13 protein-coding genes are annotated in these 17080 nt (G+C 40.1%); 6 read left to right on the top strand and 7 right to left on the bottom strand.

Annotated elements, in window-relative coordinates; genetic code table 11:
* Position 1 precedes the first annotated feature (1 nt).
* Positions 2 to 1351, bottom strand: coding sequence for a putative oxidoreductase C-terminal domain-containing protein (locus tag BLR27_RS00440; RefSeq protein ID WP_090697531.1), 1350 nt, complete (start codon positions 1349 to 1351; stop codon positions 2 to 4).
* A gap of 333 nt (positions 1352 to 1684) precedes the next feature.
* Here BLR27_RS00440 and BLR27_RS00445 point away from each other — a divergent pair, with 333 nt between their 5' ends.
* On the top strand, positions 1685 to 2827 hold the full coding sequence (locus BLR27_RS00445; RefSeq protein WP_090697535.1) for a glycoside hydrolase family 18 protein: 1143 nt from the start codon (positions 1685 to 1687) through the stop codon (positions 2825 to 2827).
* 505 nt (positions 2828 to 3332) lie between these two features.
* Here BLR27_RS00445 and BLR27_RS00450 read toward each other — a convergent pair.
* On the bottom strand, positions 3333 to 4265 hold the full coding sequence (locus BLR27_RS00450) for a serine hydrolase (RefSeq protein WP_090697539.1): 933 nt from the start codon (positions 4263 to 4265) through the stop codon (positions 3333 to 3335).
* An 85-nt stretch (positions 4266 to 4350) separates the two neighbouring features.
* Between BLR27_RS00450 and BLR27_RS00455 the strand changes: the two genes are divergently transcribed.
* Positions 4351 to 5835 carry a M14 family zinc carboxypeptidase gene (locus BLR27_RS00455; protein ID WP_090697543.1) on the top strand — a complete coding sequence of 495 codons (1485 nt, stop codon included), beginning with the start codon at positions 4351 to 4353 and terminating at the stop codon, positions 5833 to 5835.
* 81 nt (positions 5836 to 5916) lie between these two features.
* Here BLR27_RS00455 and BLR27_RS00460 read toward each other — a convergent pair whose 3' ends face one another.
* From BLR27_RS00460 to BLR27_RS00470, 3 genes are all read right to left on the bottom strand, one after another.
* Entirely contained in the window at positions 5917 to 6906 is a 990-nt protein-coding gene (locus tag BLR27_RS00460) for a glycosyl hydrolase family 18 protein (RefSeq protein ID WP_090697547.1), read from the bottom strand.
* A 105-nt stretch (positions 6907 to 7011) separates the two neighbouring features.
* Positions 7012 to 8013 carry an N-acetylmuramoyl-L-alanine amidase family protein gene (locus tag BLR27_RS00465; RefSeq protein WP_090697551.1) on the bottom strand — a complete coding sequence of 334 codons (1002 nt, stop codon included), beginning with the start codon at positions 8011 to 8013 and terminating at the stop codon, positions 7012 to 7014.
* Positions 8014 to 8045: 32 nt separating this feature from the next.
* A complete protein-coding gene (locus tag BLR27_RS00470) occupies positions 8046 to 9341 on the bottom strand; it encodes a D-alanyl-D-alanine carboxypeptidase (protein ID WP_245704378.1) in 1296 nt (431 codons plus the stop codon).
* Between the two features lie 259 nt (positions 9342 to 9600).
* On the opposite strand from BLR27_RS00470, the gene BLR27_RS00475 reads away from it, so the two are divergent.
* The gene (locus BLR27_RS00475; protein WP_090697559.1) at positions 9601 to 10731 is read left to right on the top strand and encodes a DmpA family aminopeptidase; all 1131 of its coding nucleotides are present in this window, start codon (positions 9601 to 9603) and stop codon (positions 10729 to 10731) included.
* 1 nt (position 10732) lies between these two features.
* Positions 10733 to 11560, top strand: a complete 828-nt coding sequence (locus BLR27_RS00480) for an aminotransferase class IV (RefSeq protein WP_090697564.1) — start codon at positions 10733 to 10735, stop codon at positions 11558 to 11560.
* 77 nt (positions 11561 to 11637) lie between these two features.
* On the opposite strand, the gene BLR27_RS00485 is transcribed toward BLR27_RS00480, so the two are convergent.
* Positions 11638 to 12087 carry a YhcH/YjgK/YiaL family protein gene (locus tag BLR27_RS00485; RefSeq protein ID WP_090697568.1) on the bottom strand — a complete coding sequence of 150 codons (450 nt, stop codon included), beginning with the start codon at positions 12085 to 12087 and terminating at the stop codon, positions 11638 to 11640.
* Positions 12088 to 12156: 69 nt separating this feature from the next.
* Positions 12157 to 13182 (bottom strand): sugar kinase, encoded by a 1026-nt coding sequence (locus BLR27_RS00490; protein WP_090697572.1) that lies wholly within the window; start codon positions 13180 to 13182, stop codon positions 12157 to 12159.
* Positions 13183 to 13407: 225 nt separating this feature from the next.
* Between BLR27_RS00490 and BLR27_RS00495 the strand changes: the two genes are divergently transcribed.
* Positions 13408 to 14070, top strand: a complete 663-nt coding sequence (locus BLR27_RS00495; RefSeq protein ID WP_090697575.1) for a bifunctional 4-hydroxy-2-oxoglutarate aldolase/2-dehydro-3-deoxy-phosphogluconate aldolase — start codon at positions 13408 to 13410, stop codon at positions 14068 to 14070.
* Between the two features lie 242 nt (positions 14071 to 14312).
* On the top strand, positions 14313 to 17039 hold the full coding sequence (locus BLR27_RS00500; protein ID WP_143007673.1) for a PKD domain-containing protein: 2727 nt from the start codon (positions 14313 to 14315) through the stop codon (positions 17037 to 17039).
* Positions 17040 to 17080 lie beyond the last annotated feature (41 nt).

Below are 17080 nucleotides of genomic sequence, written 5' to 3' on the forward strand. Positions count from 1 at the left end.
GCTAGTCCCTTTTAATATTCCTGATCGCTCCGGTAGTGGTATAATATTTCGCGATTAAATTAGGAACTTCCCAGGCAGGCATTTTATTATCCAGGATGTACGAAATCGCAATCTCAGCTGAATTGGTAGCTTTATATGTTCCCGGTTTTACAATATATTCATTCCCCTTTTTGATCAGGTCGAAACCCGGGTATTTCTGCTGAAACTTCAGTTTTACCTGATCGATCGTTTTGCTGAAATCTTCTGAGCCGATACCTGCAGCAGCTTTGATGTACAAGGTCGCTTTATGTTGTTCCTCAGCACCTTGTCGTAGCTCCAGATCAGCTTTAGTCCCTCTCATAAGTGCATAATGAGTATCACCGGAACCAACCGGTTCTCTGTATTTCCAAAGCACAGATACTCGGGAATGAATTCCTTTGATCGTATAATTGATCTCACCATTTGCATAGACCGACAAAATACTGTCCTTCAGGTATTTCTTCAGATAATCCGGATAACCTACCCGGGTAATCAGTTTAAATTCTGAAGGTGTAAGGTCCGTTGTCCATTCCTTTGAACTCAGTATTTTAATATCTTTTTTGGCGTTCAGGATCTGATCCGGGAAGGCTGCCCATTGCGTCATGTCAACCAGGTGCGTGCTTACGTCAGTAATTCCATGTCCCTGCTGTTCGATATCGAAGAACCATGCCGGTCGCCTGGCTGGTTCTGTCCCGGAGAACTTTAGAAAATGATGAAGGTTTGCCTGAATCAGGGATGGATCATCAATACTTCCTTTTTTCAGGGTGCCAAATAGTTCTTTTGTCGCGGCCAGTTCTCTTTGCAGGATATTGCTGATATCATAGCGAAGGTCCATTGGGTCGAAGAGCAGCACATTCTTTTTTGCAGCCAGATCGAACGATTCTTTCAGCTTCTCGAAATCCTCCGGTGTAACTGCCAATGGTTTATCGGCAAGAACATGTAAACCTGCTTCAATAGAACGGCGAATATAGTTTGCTTTTTTACTGTTGTTTCCCGAAATGATCACTGCATTACCCTTTTTCTCGGCAAGCATTTTTTCCAGGTAATCAGTTCCTGTATAAAGAACGATCTTCCATTTAGTGGGGTTGGTTGAACGGCTGTTACTCCTGTTGATGCTGTTCAGATAGGTCTCAACATCCGGCCCCGCCGGTGCATAAACATGAACCTCAGGATCAAGGCCATCGTACATTCTTCCCTGCATATAGGTCGCGTGCCCATGCCCCGGATCAAGGATGATGAGTTTGATTGGTGCTTTTTGCGCCAGTGCTATTATCGTGCTGCTTGTTAAAATCAGCAGTGTGAGTGTTATTTTAATTAATTTATTTAATCTCATATTAAAATATTTTCTTTCAGTATTATTTATCCTTTGCTATATCGATTGCTTGTTCAAATCTTGTCTTAAACCTAATCGACCTTAGGAAAATCTTAGTGCTAAGACCTTGTTCCTGTCTTCTCAAATATAAGAGAAATGATGATTTTTGTTGCCTGTCTTATTTAATTCGGCAACAAAACAAAATTTCTTGCCGATACCTCTAATAAGAGCACACGCGTGTGCTAGCAGACTAATCTAAACGCATTATTTACACTAATAATGTCATTTAATCGCCTGCTTTTCATAACTTAAACCAATCATTTTTTATACCTTAACTCATTCAAACCATCAAACATGAAATTAAGCCCTTCATTCTCCCGAATCATTCTAACCACATTCTTAACCGCAAGCATATTCATAAATTCAAACGCACAGGAAAAGAAGAAATTCATTGTCAACGGTTATGTTGGGGGTTATCGGGGACAAGTAAATGTTGCTGAGATCGATGCCAAAAAACTTAGCCATATCAACTATGCTTTCGTGAATGTGAAGGATAGTGCCGCATTTTTAACCAATTTAAAAACCGACTCGACCAACTTTCGTAAGCTGAATGAGCTGAAGAAGATCAATCCTGATCTTAAGATCATGATCTCCATTGGCGGATGGTCATGGAGTGAAAATTTTTCGGATGCGGTGCTTACCCCAAGTTCAAGAAAGCTGTTTGCAAAGAGCAGTGTCGATATTATCAGGCAATATGATCTGGATGGGGTAGATATCGACTGGGAATATCCAGCCATGAGAGGGGAGGAGGGTAATATCTATCGCCCCGAAGACAAACAGAATTTCACTTTGATGTTTAAGGATATTCGTGCTGAGCTGGATAAATTGGAAGCTGAAAAGGGCAGAAAATACCTTCTGACAGCAGCAGTTGGCGGTTCCAAATCATTTGTGAATAATACGGAGATGGCCGAGGTAGCAAAGATCCTTGATTATATCCTGATCATGACCTATGACTATGGAGGAAAAACCGTAAATCATCACACCAATCTTTATCCATCACGGGGTATGGAAACCGGAAGTTCGGCACATAAGTCTGTAATGGATTTCATGGAAGCCGGTGTGCCTGCAAGCAAACTGGGACTGGGAGCTGCATTCTATGGGAAGAGCAGGGAAGCTGAAAGCAATACAAATAATGGTTTAAATCAGCCACAGATCAGCGGATCGAAAGCTGTCGCGGGTCAGGGTGGTGGATATGGCAAAATGAAGAACGAGTTTATCAATAAAAACGGGTACAAACGTCATTGGGACAGACATGCTAAAGCGCCTTATCTCTTTAACTCCGAAACCAAGGTGTTTATCACCTATGATGATGAGCGTTCAATAAAAAAGAAAGCCCAATACATCAAAAAACATAAACTAGCCGGCATCTTTTTCTGGGAATATTTCAATGATCCGGAAGAGAATTTATTGAATGCGATTGATAAAACGCTTAATTGAATCTTTCAAAAGTACCAGTAGCTAATGGGCTGAGGTATGAGGTATGTTGACAGTTATCGGTTGTCTGTTATCAGAACAAAGGCTGCCAATTTTGAATTAGTACTTTATCATCCTGGTTCATTTATCTGAGGTATGAGGTATGAGGTCAGAAGAAATACTGCTGATTTCAAATTAGCACTTCCTCGTCTTGATTCTTGGCTCCTGGTTCCTGGCTCACCTGGTCTGGATTCTGTTGTCAGTTGTCTGTTGTCAGAACAAAGGCTGCCAATTTTGAATTAGTACTTCATCATCCTGGTTCATTTATCTGAGGTATGAGGTCTGAGGTCAGAAGAAATACTGCTGATTTCAAATTAGCACTTCCTCGTCTTGATTCTTGGCTCCTGGTTCTTGGCTCACCTGGTCTGGATTCTGTTGTCAGTTATCTGTTGTATGTTGTCAGAAAAAAGGCTGTTAATTTTAAATTAGTACTTCATTATCCTACTTCCTACCTCATGCTTCCTGCCTCCTACATCATCCCAAACGAAGACCTCACCATCCGGGTCCTGCTTCTGGTTTGTGCATCAAAATAATTAAAGATCATCCGGGATACCTTAGCCATCGACTTAACTGCTGCCTGATCATCCGTGAGTTCTTTGGATAGAAAAACCAATACATACTTCCTGCCATCCGGAAGGAAAACAATCCCTGCATCGTGATTTACACCGGTTATCCAACCTGTTTTATGGGCCACCTTTACATCTTTCGGCAGCTTCGCCGGAATCTTATCATTAAATTTCTGATCAAGCAGGATATTGATCATCGCATCTGAGGACTCCTGGTTAACAATTTTCCCATCCGCCATTTCCGAAAAGATCAGCATCTGATCATAAGCCGTGGTTGTATTATTAAGTCCTTTGCGAAAGGCCTTGGTATCTTCCACACCGCGCAGCACCTGAATATCATTGGCTCCCATTTCACGCATGGTATTATTGGCATTCTTCGCCCCAACCAGGTCGATGATCAGATTGGTAGCCAGATTACTGCTTTTTATGATCATGAGATAAAGGAGATCATAGATCTTAACCTGAGTGCCGGTTTTGGTATATAATTCTGAATCACTATCGTCTTTTTGGTCGAGAGAAAAGGGACTTCCATCAACAATGCTTTTAAATTCATTTTTGATGGTCAGAGGGTCTTCTATTGAGAATTTTCCTGCTGCTGCCTGTTTATAAGCTTCGATCAGCACCGGGGTTTTCATAGTGCTGGCTGCATGGAAATGAATCTTTTCATTGATCAGAATTTCTTCTCCGGTAGATAGATTCTTAAAGGCCATCGCAAATATGCCTTTGTTTTTGGCAAACTCTGCATTGATCTTTTTCTTCAGACCTTCAGGATCCCTGGATGTATGAAATCCTGATGGTATCATGGACAGCATAATTGAAATGAGTAATGTAAACATCTTAATACTTCTGAATAATAACAGAGCCTTTGCGAATATAGGAATAGTATAATTTGTATTTTTAGCTGTTTAACATTTCAAATTTATGAGTTCGAAACATATATTTTTTACAGGTTTACTTTTCATTATTGTACAAATTGCTGTCGCACAGGACTCTGTAAAAGTTAAAAAAGAGGTGGATAGGGTATGGGATAATTATGAATTGTACCATGAAGCCAGTATTAAAAACCGCTTTATTAAACACAGTGATGTCATTCAGTTGATTCAGAAAAATATCAATTCCGGATTGTTTAGTTCTGAGGAGATCGGCAGATCAATTAAAGGCCGCAGTATCAATCATCTGACTTATGGCAGGGGCAGGACAAAAGTTTTACTCTGGTCGCAGATGCATGGAGATGAGTCTACAGCAACTATGGCTTTGTTCGATTTGTTTAATTTCATGTCCGGAAATGATGAGTTTGATCCTCTGCGAAGGATAATCAGGGATAACCTTGAACTGCATTTCGTGCCGATGCTCAATCCTGATGGTGCTCAGGAATGGAAGAGAAGAAATGATCTGGAAATTGATATTAACCGCGATGCCCGTTTACTTGTCACTCCCGAGGGAAGAGCATTAATGGAAATTGCCAAAAAGATTCAACCTGAAATTGCTTTCAATCTGCATGATCAGAGTACTCTTTATGCAGCCGGACGTACCGATAAATCTGCAACGATCTCATTTCTTGCTCCGGCTTATAATTATCCGAAAGATATGAATGAGAGCAGGAAAAGAGCTACCCAGCTAATTCTGACTATGAACGATGCCCTGCAGACCAAAGTCCCTGGAAATATTGCCAAATATGATGATGCTTTTGATCCGCGCTGTTTTGGAGATACATTTCAGGCAATGGGATTCTCAACGATCCTGATAGAATCCGGTGGTTTTAAGGGTGATCCTGAGAAGCAATACATCAGAAAGCTGAATTTCTATGCACTTCTGACTGCCCTGGAGTCAATCGCTAAAAAGTCTTATGCAAGTCAGAGTCTTGCAAAATATGATTCCATTCCTGAAAACAGCAGGTCATTGTATGACCTTGTTGTGAGGAATGTGAGCATTAACAAGGAAGGAATTTCTTTCAGGACCAATCTGGGGATCAACCTTTCACAGATCAAAGGACCAAATTATGCTAGTATGTCATACAACGGCCGTATTGAGGAGCTTGGAGATATGGAACTTAACTATGGTCATAATGAAATTGAGGCTTCCCAATTAAGCCTGGTTCCCGGTAAAGTAAAACTTTTGCTGAAAAGCGAATGGGATAAATTAACCCAGGAAGAAGAGTTTCAATTGGTAAAAGAAGGGTATCTGTACGTAAAATGGACTGATACAAAATCACCCACCGGGCCTATGAGCGCCAGACTTTTAAACCTGACAAACGCTGAAACCGGTGCCATCAAAGCAGCCGGAATTGGCCAGCAGGCTCAATTTATCCTTGCGAAAGAAGGTAAACCTGAGTTTGCTGTCATTAATGGATTTGTGCTTGATCTGAATACAGAAATGAAGCAGGTGCCGAATGTATTTGGCTACTAATCCCGGCTCAAGGCCGGGATGACCAAATCCTGGTCTTGAGCTACTATTGTCATAGCGGCGTAAAGCCATGATGACTAAAACCTAGTCCTGAGCCAATTTAGTCATCCCGGCCTTGAGCCGGGAAATCAATTTCAGCAAAGACAGTTCACCTTCGGCATCTCCTAAAATTTGCCAGATCATAATTCCGGAGGCATTTTCTTTTGCAAGGAGTGTTTTCTTGCTGATCGTCGCTTCACCGTTGTAATACATGATCTTTCCATCGGGCATTACAACCTGGTCAGATTTTTCTGCACCCGGAAAAGTTTTTACAATTTGTCCGTAATTCATGCTTGAAGCTTTGGATGTTAATTCAGGTCCAAAACCATATCCATAAAACCCCACGCCAAGTACTATTTTTTCTTTGGGGATGTTCCGGGTTGTTCTAAAGTAATCCAGGTCAGCAACTGCATGCTCATAAGTTGAATGAGGTCCCGGATTGCCTGGTTTCCATGGGCCTGTATGATCGTAGCTCATGAGAGTCATAAAATCATATTGAGCCAGAGCCTTATCGCTCAGCTGATCTTTATAGAAGATAGCAATGGCCGAAGTGATCAGCTTTTTATGAGGTTTCAATACTCTGGCAAGTCCGACTACAAAGTTTTCATAATTCTCATCAATATCACTGCCTTCAATATCAACATCGATACCATCGAAATTATATTTCAGGCTTATCAGAAGCAGATCATTGATAAACCTTGCCCTGTTCTCGTCCTTTAAAAGCTTATGATAATACTCATGTTTACCACCCCCGGCAATAGAAGGCAGCACCTTAACATTGTGATCATGGGCAGCTTTAATAAAAGGTGCCAATGCCGAAAGATCCTGATTGAAATTGCCAAGTGTATCTGGATTCAGAAAGGACAGGTTGATATGGGTAAGCTTGTCAAAAGGGACGGTTTTTAGATCTGCAGTCATTGCCGCTTTTAAGGAATAATAGCCCACAACCCTGAAATCAGATCCCTTTTTATTTTGTCCCTGAACCTGAATATTCAGGATAAGAAGAAAAGAAAATACACTTAAAATTTTAGTCATACTTATTTGAATTAAACTAATTTTCCCTGCGTTAAGGTAATTTTGTACTAGCGACTGCCCTGAGCGACTATCATCCCTGCCCTGAGGCCTGGAAAGCAAATTTCGTCATCCCGGCCCTGAGCCGGGAAAAAACTCACTCACCCTCTTCTCTTCCTGCACCGCCTCATCCGGTTTGCCAAGTTTATGCAATAACTCTGCTCGGTATTTATGGCATTTTGCAGCAACATAGGAGTCAGGGAAAGATCTTGCTGATTGTGTGAATAGATCATAGGCCTTTTGAAGGGTTTCCTTATCCTTACTTTTCATCAGTCCTTTTGCTTCGGTATAGTCCTGATACCAGCGTTTTGCAAGCGGGCTCATACGTTCTGCTTCCTGAAGTGTGGCAAATTGCGGAGGGAAGTCGGATGCTATTTTTGGGCGTATTGGAGGAATTGTACCCTTGAAAAACTTCTCAATAGCCAATGCAAAAGCCAATGCTTCGTTATAATTATGTTCCTTTTCTTTTAATCGTGCTTCTTCCTGAGGATTTGTGAAGAATGAAGCCTCCACCAATACACCCGGAATTCCGTATGTTCCACGCAGTACTGAAGATCCGGCTCCTGAAAAGATGGTGAAGTCAGAAACTACACTTGCCGGAGTTTTTGATTTATACATGTATTTAGCAAGATTTTTAGCCAATTGTTTGCCAAAGCTTACTCCCGCCTTGTTTGATGAGGATAATCCATGAAAATAAATGATCGGAAAATTTACTGATGGGTCTGCCGTTGCATTATGGTGTATTGAAACGAAGAAATCAGCTTTGTTATCAATGGCCATTTTTGAGCGGTCGGCCAGAGGAAATGTAACGTCTGCACTTCGGGTCATTAAAACTTTTGCACCCTTTTTTTCCAGTATTTCCTTAAGTAATAATCCTACTCTGAGGTCGATCCATTCTTCACGTTCTCCTGTCGGACCCTGACGGTAGCTGTCTGTTGCAGCAGAACCACCATGACCGGGGTCAATTACAATGACTCTCCCATTTACCGGCGAGATTTTTTGCGCAAAAGCAATGTTAAAGGATAAAAATAGGGTCAGAGCTAATGAAAGAAAGAGTTTAGGGCTTTGCATGTTTTTGATAGATGAGATTGAATTATTTGTATTTAGTATTTATTGTGAAAATCAGTAATTATTCTGACCATTTCATTGCGAATATCAGCAGTCGGGATCAGGAAGTTATTATTCATAAATGAATACATGTACTTTTTTCCTTTTCGTGTGATGAAATAACCTCCCTGTAAATGGACATTAGATAAAGTACCTGTCTTGGCCCACACAAATGGAACACCATTGTCTGTTTTGTAGGCTGTACGAATGGTGCCGCTAACTCCACCTGCCGGAAACAGGTTCAGAAGTCGCTCTTCACTTCCAACCTTTTCTTTTATTTTGATGAGGGTCTTTATTATAGAACGGGGACTGAATAAATTATTTCTTGATAATCCCGAACCATCTCTCCATTGAAATTTGTCAGGAAGATCATTTAAGAAATTTCTTGAACTGTAGGCAATTGCCGAATCAACACTTAGTTTTCCAGGCAGTAAGGAGGAACAAACATATAAAATTTGCTCTGCCAGATAATTGTCGCTGGGTAACATCATTCTTCTATAAAGTGTATCTGATGGGACACTGTACATTGTTTTTGCATTCTCCGGCAATCTCATATTGATGATATTAACCGTCTTTTTAAGCGTGTCGGCAAGAACTGAACTGGTGAGCTGAGCTCCCGGAACGAGATACAGAGTTTGCCTGAAATTTGCCGGTACCGGCATATCAGGATAGGTAAATGTATTGGTTTTATCATCTCTCCGCACGGTAAATGATCTTGGATGATAAGAAGTGTCAATTTTAAGAGATTCCTTTAAAAAAGCAGGACTTAACTGCAATTTTCCTTCTTTGTCTGAATAGGCCTTTGCCGTGTTTTCTATTACAGGCATTGAAACCATTGCGATCTGATAGATTGCAGATCCTGCAAAGTCTGTACTGCTGTTACTATGGGAATAGAATAATTTTTTGTCTGTATTTTTGAGAAAGTCATAGATCTTCCTTGATTTAAGATCCGGATGAAGGAAAGATGGGTCTCCGGTACCCCAGAATATTAAGGAATCACCTTTGGTAATATATCGTAGTCCCGGAATGGAATCTCCCAGCATGTTTAAAGCAGTATAAAGCGTAAAAAGCTTAGTGTTTGAAGCAGGAATAGCAGGTTTATTGGCATCCAGTTCATAGATTGGCTTATTTGTTACATTATCATAAAGAGCGAAGCCGGTATAGTGATTATTTACTATCTCTGAATTTTTAAAGACTTTCGCAACCTTCCTCTTCGTTAATTTTTGCGCAAAAGCAGGGCTGCAGAAGAGGATGATCATGAACAGACAAACTAGTCCGGTCAGCTTTTTCATAATTGGTTTTGAGAATTCAGATATCATTGGCTTTTTTGCTATTTTTTTGGAAAATCCTGAGTCATTTGGTGTTATCTGTCAGATATATTTCAGGATTAATTTCATGCAAGATAACTTTCTGGGCTTAATTATGAAAGTAACAAAAACGAAGACCGGCACATAAATTATCGATAAATTTTGAAAGACTAACAGATCTCTCCTGATCCTGATAAACAGATATTCTAATCTATCCTGCAGATTTTTGCTTAATATTGTATGTATGCAAAAACTGGTTTTTGTACTGCTATTTTGCAGTATTTCAAATTTTTTACTGGCACAGGATTCTAAACGTGCACGGGATATAGGATTACAAATCGGTGTCCTGCAGGCAGGTAAATTCAATGCAATTACAGATGTGGCGGGAGTTAAAGTCGGACATACGACACTCGTTTCAGGAGAAAATATACGCACTGGAGTAACAGCAATTATTCCGCATGCTGGCAATTTATTTCAGTTTAAAGTGCCTGCAGCAGTATTTGTCGGGAATGGATTTGGAAAACTAAGCGGCAGCACTCAAATAGCCGAATTGGGTACCCTTGAAAGTCCTGTTATTCTGACAAACACCCTGAATGTCGCAGAAGGTATTCAGGGTATTGTAGAATATACTCTTTCACAACAAGGGAATGAAAAGGTTCAATCAGTGAATGCAGTGGTGGGTGAAACCAACGACGGCAATTTAAATGATATACGCGGTCGCCATGTCACAAAGCAAAATGTGCTCAGTGCTATTCAGTCGGCAAAGAGCGGACCCATTGAGGAAGGATCTGTCGGAGCAGGAACAGGGACGGTTTGTTTTGGTTATAAAGGCGGGATTGGCACATCTTCACGTAAATTACCTCAAAGTCTTGGCGGATATACTGTGGGTGTAATTGTTCAGACTAATTTTGGCGGAGTATTGCAGATTGATGGTGTCCCGGTAGGTGAGGAGCTTGGAAAATTTTCATTCAGCGATAAGCTTCTTAATAATGTTGATGGTTCCTGCATGATCATAGTGGCAACAGATGCACCGCTTGATGCAAGAAACCTTGAACGTCTGGCTAAACGGGCATTCATGGGTATGGGGAAAACAGGGGGAATTGCATCAAATGGAAGCGGTGATTATGTGATCGCTTTTTCAACAGCAGAATCTCTTCGTGTTCCTCATCAGCCTGTTCAGCCTGTAATTGAAGCCGGATATCTGCATAATGATTTTACATCTCAACTTTTTATGGCTGCCATCGAGGCGACTGAAGAGGCGGTGATCAATTCTTTATTTGCAGCAAAAACAATGACCGGTAGCAATGGCAGAAAGATCGAGGCCCTTCCTCTTGAAAAAGTAATTCCAATTCTTAAAAAATATAAGCGACTATAAAATGAGCAAACTATATGTTTGGGTCAATGATTCCTTAATCTCTGCGGATGAAGCCCAGTTGAATATTACAGACCTTGCTGTTCAAAGAGGATACGGGATCTTTGATTTTTTTAAAACAATAGATGGTAAACCGGTATTCCTTGAAGATCATCTCGACCGTTTCTTTCGATCTGCAGTGCTGATGAGGCTTCATATCAGTCAAACCCGCGATGAAATAAGAGGCAAGATCATACAGCTAATTGAAAAGAACAATATAAGTGATTCAGGTGTGAAGACCATACTGACAGGTGGTTTTTCTCCGGATGGATTCAATATTGCAGAGCCTAATCTGGTCATTACCCAACAGGGTTTTCAGATTCCAAGAACAATGTCTGAACATGGGGTCAGCGTGATCACTCATGAATATCAGCGTCAGTTCTCCAATGCCAAAACTCTGGATTATCTTCAGGCCATCTGGCTGCAGCCAGTTCTGAAAGAGAAAAAAGCAGACGATGTTTTGTATAATAGCAATGGCTTAATTCGGGAATGCCCAAGGGCAAATTTTTTTATCGTTACAAAGGATGATCAGGTGCTTACGCCAGAATCTGATATGCTCAAAGGGGTAAGCAGGAAGCAGGTATTAGAAATTTCTGCAGGCATGTACGATACAGAAGCAAGGGATGTAACTATGGAAGAACTCAGAAATGCTAAAGAGGCCTTTATTACCAGTACAACCAAAAATATATTGCCGGTAGTTCAGGTAGACGGAAGAGTTTTTGGGGATGGAAAGCCTGGAAAAGTGACCAGGGCACTGGCTGAAAAATACAACCGAATGATTTATGGATCCTGATAAAATCAGGGGCAAATAAAAAGGGATACTCCTGATCTAAATCGGGGTATCCCTTTTTTATTGAAATAATTTCCTGATCAGATCTTTACTTTGACAATTAATTTCTTGATCACATGGTCTCCGATCATTGGAGCATGAACATCTTCAGGGAAGAATATGGCAAATTGATTATCAGATAATTCAAAAAACATATCAGGGGCATCATTATAAAATAATACATCCTTTTCTGTATTATATTCTCCCTTAGGAGAGTTGCATGATTGACGAGGTTTCCAACCCATTTGTTCCTTTCCGCTGATGCAAAGCTGGATATCAATATTTTGGTTGTGACATTCAAATTTTGCTACGGATTCTTCTTGCTTCATTCCCTCTTTTTCAGCAACAATGATCTTTAAACCATCGCTAAGGTCTGTTTTTCCAATCTCAGCATTTTTCAGATCGAGTGATTTAATGTACTCGAATGCCTGAGCAAAAAGCGGATGAATGCTGGTATATCTTCCTGCATTCTCTAAACTATCTATGATCATATTGTTTATTTAATAAGGGTAATAAAAAAAATCCGCCTGAACTCAGGCGGATTATAAATCTTGCTGTTCTTACCTTTGAACGCGTCCTGAACCATCTCCACCTACCAGGTCTTTAACCTCAGCTAATGTGGCATGATTTAAGTCGCCTGGAATTGTATGTTTAATGGCAGATGCGGCAACACCAAACTCAGCAGCATCACTCATTTTCATGTCTGTAACCAAACCGTAAATGAATCCGCTTGCAAATGAGTCACCACTTCCTACACGGTCAACAATTCTAACTTCATATGACTTGGTATGATAAAATTCGGTTCCATCATAAACTAATGCAGACCAACCATTATCAGAAGCACTATGACTTTCTCTTAAAGTTGAAGCAATATATTTGAAGCCAAATTTTGCTTTCATCTGCTGGAATACATCTTTGTAGCCATCAAGATTAAGTTCTCCTTTAGTTACATCAGTACCTTTACTTGTAAAACCAAGAGTGGTATCTGCATCTTCTTCATTACCAATACAAACATCCACATACTGGCAAAGTCTGGTCATAACCTCTCTTGCTTTTTCCTTGCTCCATAATTTTTTACGGTAGTTAAGGTCAATACTGGTTGTAATTCCTTTTGCTTTCGCAGCTTTCAGAGCTGCTTCCGTTAATGCAGCTGCTTTATCACTCAATGCAGGAGTAATTCCTGTTGTGTGGAACCAGTCTGCTCCATCAAAAATCTTATCAAAATCAAATTCAGATGCATCAACATCTGATATGGAAGCATCGGCACGGTCATATACAACCTGAGAAGCTCTCATCGATGCACCAGTTTCCAGAAAGTAGATTCCTAATCTGTTTCCGCCTCTTGCAACATACTGAGTGTCAACACCATATCGGCGTAAATGATTGATTGCTGATTGTCCTAGAGGATTGTTTGGAACTTTGGAAACGAAGGTTCCATTTAGTCCGTAGTTACATAATGCAGCTGCAACGTTTGCCTCACCGCCACCATAGGTAACATCAAAACTATCACTTTGTACAAATCTCTTGAAATCAGGAGTGGATAACCTCATCATTATCTCTCCAAGTGTTACGACTTTTTTAGCCATGGTTTATTTTGTAATTTATTTGAAAGAAGGTTGTTAAAAATCCCAAATTAGGATAAACAAAAATACATTAATGACCGATAATTAAAAGCTTTATCCCTGTTTAATCCATTTTTTAATGTAAAATGTTACGTAACCAGATAAATACCTTGAATTTCGATTAGAATGTCTTAGTTATTCATTAAATATCTAAATTAGTGGCTCAGTTTTAATCTAATATATATAACAATGAGTAAAAAAGCCGAACTTCTGAAATTAATACCTGAGCAGGGTATATTGCCATTATACTTCAATAAAGATGAAGAAACCAGTGTTGAGTTGTTGAGATCACTATATTCAGCTGGTATCCGTGCGGTGGAGTACACTAATCGTGGAGAAGCAGCATTGAATAATTTTAAGGCAATGCGCAAAGTTGTGGACTCGGAGTTAGAAGGCATGTACCTCGGAATTGGTACCATCAAAGATGGAAAAATGGCGCAGACATTCATTGATGCTGGCGCTGACTATATTATTTGCCCCGGACTTGTAGAAAGTGTTGCTGAGGTTGCTGATAAACATGACCTGTTATGGGTGCCTGGATGTATGACGCCAAGCGAAATAATTAAGGCTGAGACATTAGGTGCAAAGATGGTTAAATTGTTTCCTGGAAATATCTTAGGGCCGGGTTTTATGTCTGCTATAAAGGAATTGTTCCCAAATCTGTTATTTATGCCAACAGGTGGTGTGGAGCTGGATAAAGCTAATATTGAAGGCTGGTTTAAATCAGGTGTATGTGCGGTTGGAATGGGTAGTAAACTGGTGAGTAAAGATGTAATGGAAAATAAGAAGTATGCTGAACTTATCGGTTCAACAAAAGAAGCTTTAGAGATCATTAAATCTCTGAGAAATTAGGAGTAATTTCAAAATCAATTAAATGCCTGAGGAATATTTCTTCAGGCATTTTTTATTTTAAGACCATTCTGTTCAGAACATCTTTCCACTTATCCTGTTTAGTTTGAAGATTTTTGTCATAATTATGGGTGATCAGTTCTTATTTAAGTCTATTTGTTAATTTTATAACAGCATTTAATGGTCAGTACGTATCTAAACATATTGCTCAGATAATTTTGCTGTTTACTCAACATATTATAGAAATGCTTAAGCGGATTTTTTTTTCTTTTATTCTGATCCTGTTCCTTGGAATATTCGGTATTCAGCAGGGAAAAGCTCAGAGTGTATCGAATGAAGGAACCGAGTTTTGGGCAGTATTTCCTTCGCATGTTGCGGCAAACCTGAATGGGTTTCGGCCATTGGCAAATTACTCAATATTTATAACCGGTAAACAAGCTTCATCAGGAGTTGTAACAGTTGGTACATTTCAGACCAGTTTTATTTTGCCACAGGCAAATTCTGTCATCGAGGTTCAAATACCCAGAGGGCAGGCTTATATTGATGAGTTAGAATCCGGTAGGGTGCTGTCTAACCGGGCAATAAGAATCCAGGTTGATGCCGGTAAACCCAAGGTGGTAGTATATGGTCATATTTTTGCCGGAGCTCGTTCCGCTGCTTCACTGATCCTCCCTAAAGAAGCATTGGGGCAGCAGTATTTTAGTATGAACTATTTGAGCGGTAATACATTGGATGGTGGTCGAAATCATATTGTCCTGGTTGCCAGCGAACCGGATACCAAAATATTTTTAAGACGAAATGGGGTAGACCTGGTGCCTGGTGGTATACTGCTCCAAAATATTGGGGATGCTTATGAATACCTTTCAAATACGGATCTAACTGGTACAAGTGTGTTTGTTGATCCTCAAACATCAGGCTGTAAGCAGTTTGCCATGTTTTCAGGAACTACGAATTCTGCTATTACTATCCCTAGTGGATGTATTGGACCTGTTTCTTCCGATCCACTTTATCAACAGAATTATCCTGTTGAAAGCTGGGGCACTTCTTATGGTTTTATACCTTTTAGTATGCGTAACAGGTCAGGCTTGCCAACCAGAACAAATGGTAATTATGTTCGTATTCTGGCAAAAGAGGATAATACGCAGGTATTATACAATGGAAATCAACTTGCAACCCTCAATGCAGGGCAGTTTTATCAAACTCCTTTGCCTGTTAATCAGCCGGCATACATCACAGCTAATAAGGCCATTGCAGTAGCTCAATATTCGCTTACTCAATCCTGTGCAGGTGGTGGTTTTGGAGATCCCGATATGGTAATTCTGAATCCTATAGAATATAATATTAAAAACATAACCGTGTATTCTTCCAATAAAGAGAATATCAGTGAAAACTATGTCAATATACTTATAAAGACCTCTGCGGCTGCCTCCTTCAGAATAAATGGTCGTGCACCTACCGGAACATTTACGGCTTTGCCAGCCTTTCCGGGTCTTTCATACATGCAGCTGAATTTGAATCAATATCCCACCCAGATCTTTAATTTATCGGCCTCTGAAGGTTTTAATGCGATAGCTTATGGTTTTGGGGATGTAGAATCTTATGCCTATTCAGCAGGTACAAATCTTGCTTCCAGCCAGTCTGTTAAAGCGATCAATAAAATTACACTTGAAGAGATTACCAATGCATGCACAAACCAGGATCTGGATTTTGTTCTGACATTAACATCTCCTGCTTCAAGTTTAACCTGGCAGTTAGATGTAAATGACCCTCCAATACTTCAAAATAATCCTACTGCTACTCCCGTCACACGCAATGGTATTGTTTATTACGAATACATATTCCCCAGAAATGCGGGATATAAGCAGGCGGGAGAGAAGATAGTTAAGGTAACTGCAACCTATGCTTCGGCAGCAGGTTGTACCCTTGATGAACAGGTCATTGATTATACATTTGATGTTTTTGATCCTCCGGAGGCTTTATTCACAAACTCTGTTAACCTCTGCGCAAATAATGAAATTGTCTTTACAGATCAGAGTAAGGATAATGGTAATGCAATTACTTCATGGTTATGGGATTTCGGCGACGGCCAAACAGCAACAGATCAAAATCCAAAACATATTTATACAAATCCAGGTTTATATACTGTGATTTTAAAGGTGCAGAATGTAACAAGTTGTACTGCAATTGAATTTAAGAAGGATTTGCTGATCCGGGCAATACCTGTTGCTGATTTTTCCATGAGCCTGCCGGGTTGTAACAATTCCGGAATCACCTTTACTGATCTTTCTATTCCTTTAGAAGGCAGAATTGTAAAATGGAACTGGGATCTGGGGGATGGAACTATCGCTGAATATGCTAATGGAGCACCCTTTTTACACCAGTATACCGCAGGGGGAAGCTATACGGTCAGTTTGAAAGTGACGAATGAATTTGGCTGTGATCATACAATAAATCGTCAATTGAATATTACTACTCCTTTTCTAGATGCTGGCGCGGATACCATTATTTTGAGGGGAGGGGGAGTGAAGTTCAATGTCAGGGCAACTGGTACTAATTTAAAGTATAAATGGAGCCCTTCCATCGGACTTGATCGGGATGATGTTCAAAACCCGGTTGCATCCCCTGCCGAAGATACCAGATATACAGTGATCATTACTTCTGATGAAGGTTGTGTTCTGCAAGATGATATTTTGGTGCAGGTACTTGAAAAACCTCTTATTCCAAACACTTTTACGCCAAATGGTGATGGAGTGAATGATGTTTGGAAAATAGAATACCTGGATAGTTATCCCAATGTAACGGTAAATATTTATAACCGTTACGGTGTTAGGGTATATGCTTCTATTGGTTATATTGAGGCATGGAATGGGATATTTAATGGGCAGACAGTCCCGGTTGGGACCTATTATTATGTGATTGATCCCAAAATTGCGTTGCCTGTTTTTAAAGGTTGGGTTACGGTTATTCGATAGTAGTGGATTGATATTGAAAAGTGTTTATTGAAACATTATTT

The organism is Daejeonella rubra (assembly GCF_900103545.1).
GTDB lineage: Bacteria > Bacteroidota > Bacteroidia > Sphingobacteriales > Sphingobacteriaceae > Daejeonella > Daejeonella rubra.

Coding starts and splice junctions, on each gene's coding strand:
- BLR27_RS00440 (WP_090697531.1), bottom strand. CDS start 1,351: ATGAGATTAAATAAATTAATTAAAATAACACTCACACTGCTGATTTTA.
- BLR27_RS00460 (WP_090697547.1), bottom strand. CDS start 6,906: ATGACTAAAATTTTAAGTGTATTTTCTTTTCTTCTTATCCTGAATATT.
- BLR27_RS00485 (WP_090697568.1), bottom strand. CDS start 12,087: ATGATCATAGATAGTTTAGAGAATGCAGGAAGATATACCAGCATTCAT.
- BLR27_RS00450 (WP_090697539.1), bottom strand. CDS start 4,265: ATGTTTACATTACTCATTTCAATTATGCTGTCCATGATACCATCAGGA.
- BLR27_RS00495 (WP_090697575.1), top strand. CDS start 13,408: ATGAGTAAAAAAGCCGAACTTCTGAAATTAATACCTGAGCAGGGTATA.
- BLR27_RS00470 (WP_245704378.1), bottom strand. CDS start 9,341: ATGAAAAAGCTGACCGGACTAGTTTGTCTGTTCATGATCATCCTCTTC.
- BLR27_RS00490 (WP_090697572.1), bottom strand. CDS start 13,182: ATGGCTAAAAAAGTCGTAACACTTGGAGAGATAATGATGAGGTTATCC.
- BLR27_RS00500 (WP_143007673.1), top strand. CDS start 14,313: ATGCTTAAGCGGATTTTTTTTTCTTTTATTCTGATCCTGTTCCTTGGA.
- BLR27_RS00475 (WP_090697559.1), top strand. CDS start 9,601: ATGCAAAAACTGGTTTTTGTACTGCTATTTTGCAGTATTTCAAATTTT.
- BLR27_RS00465 (WP_090697551.1), bottom strand. CDS start 8,013: ATGCAAAGCCCTAAACTCTTTCTTTCATTAGCTCTGACCCTATTTTTA.
- BLR27_RS00480 (WP_090697564.1), top strand. CDS start 10,733: ATGAGCAAACTATATGTTTGGGTCAATGATTCCTTAATCTCTGCGGAT.
- BLR27_RS00445 (WP_090697535.1), top strand. CDS start 1,685: ATGAAATTAAGCCCTTCATTCTCCCGAATCATTCTAACCACATTCTTA.
- BLR27_RS00455 (WP_090697543.1), top strand. CDS start 4,351: ATGAGTTCGAAACATATATTTTTTACAGGTTTACTTTTCATTATTGTA.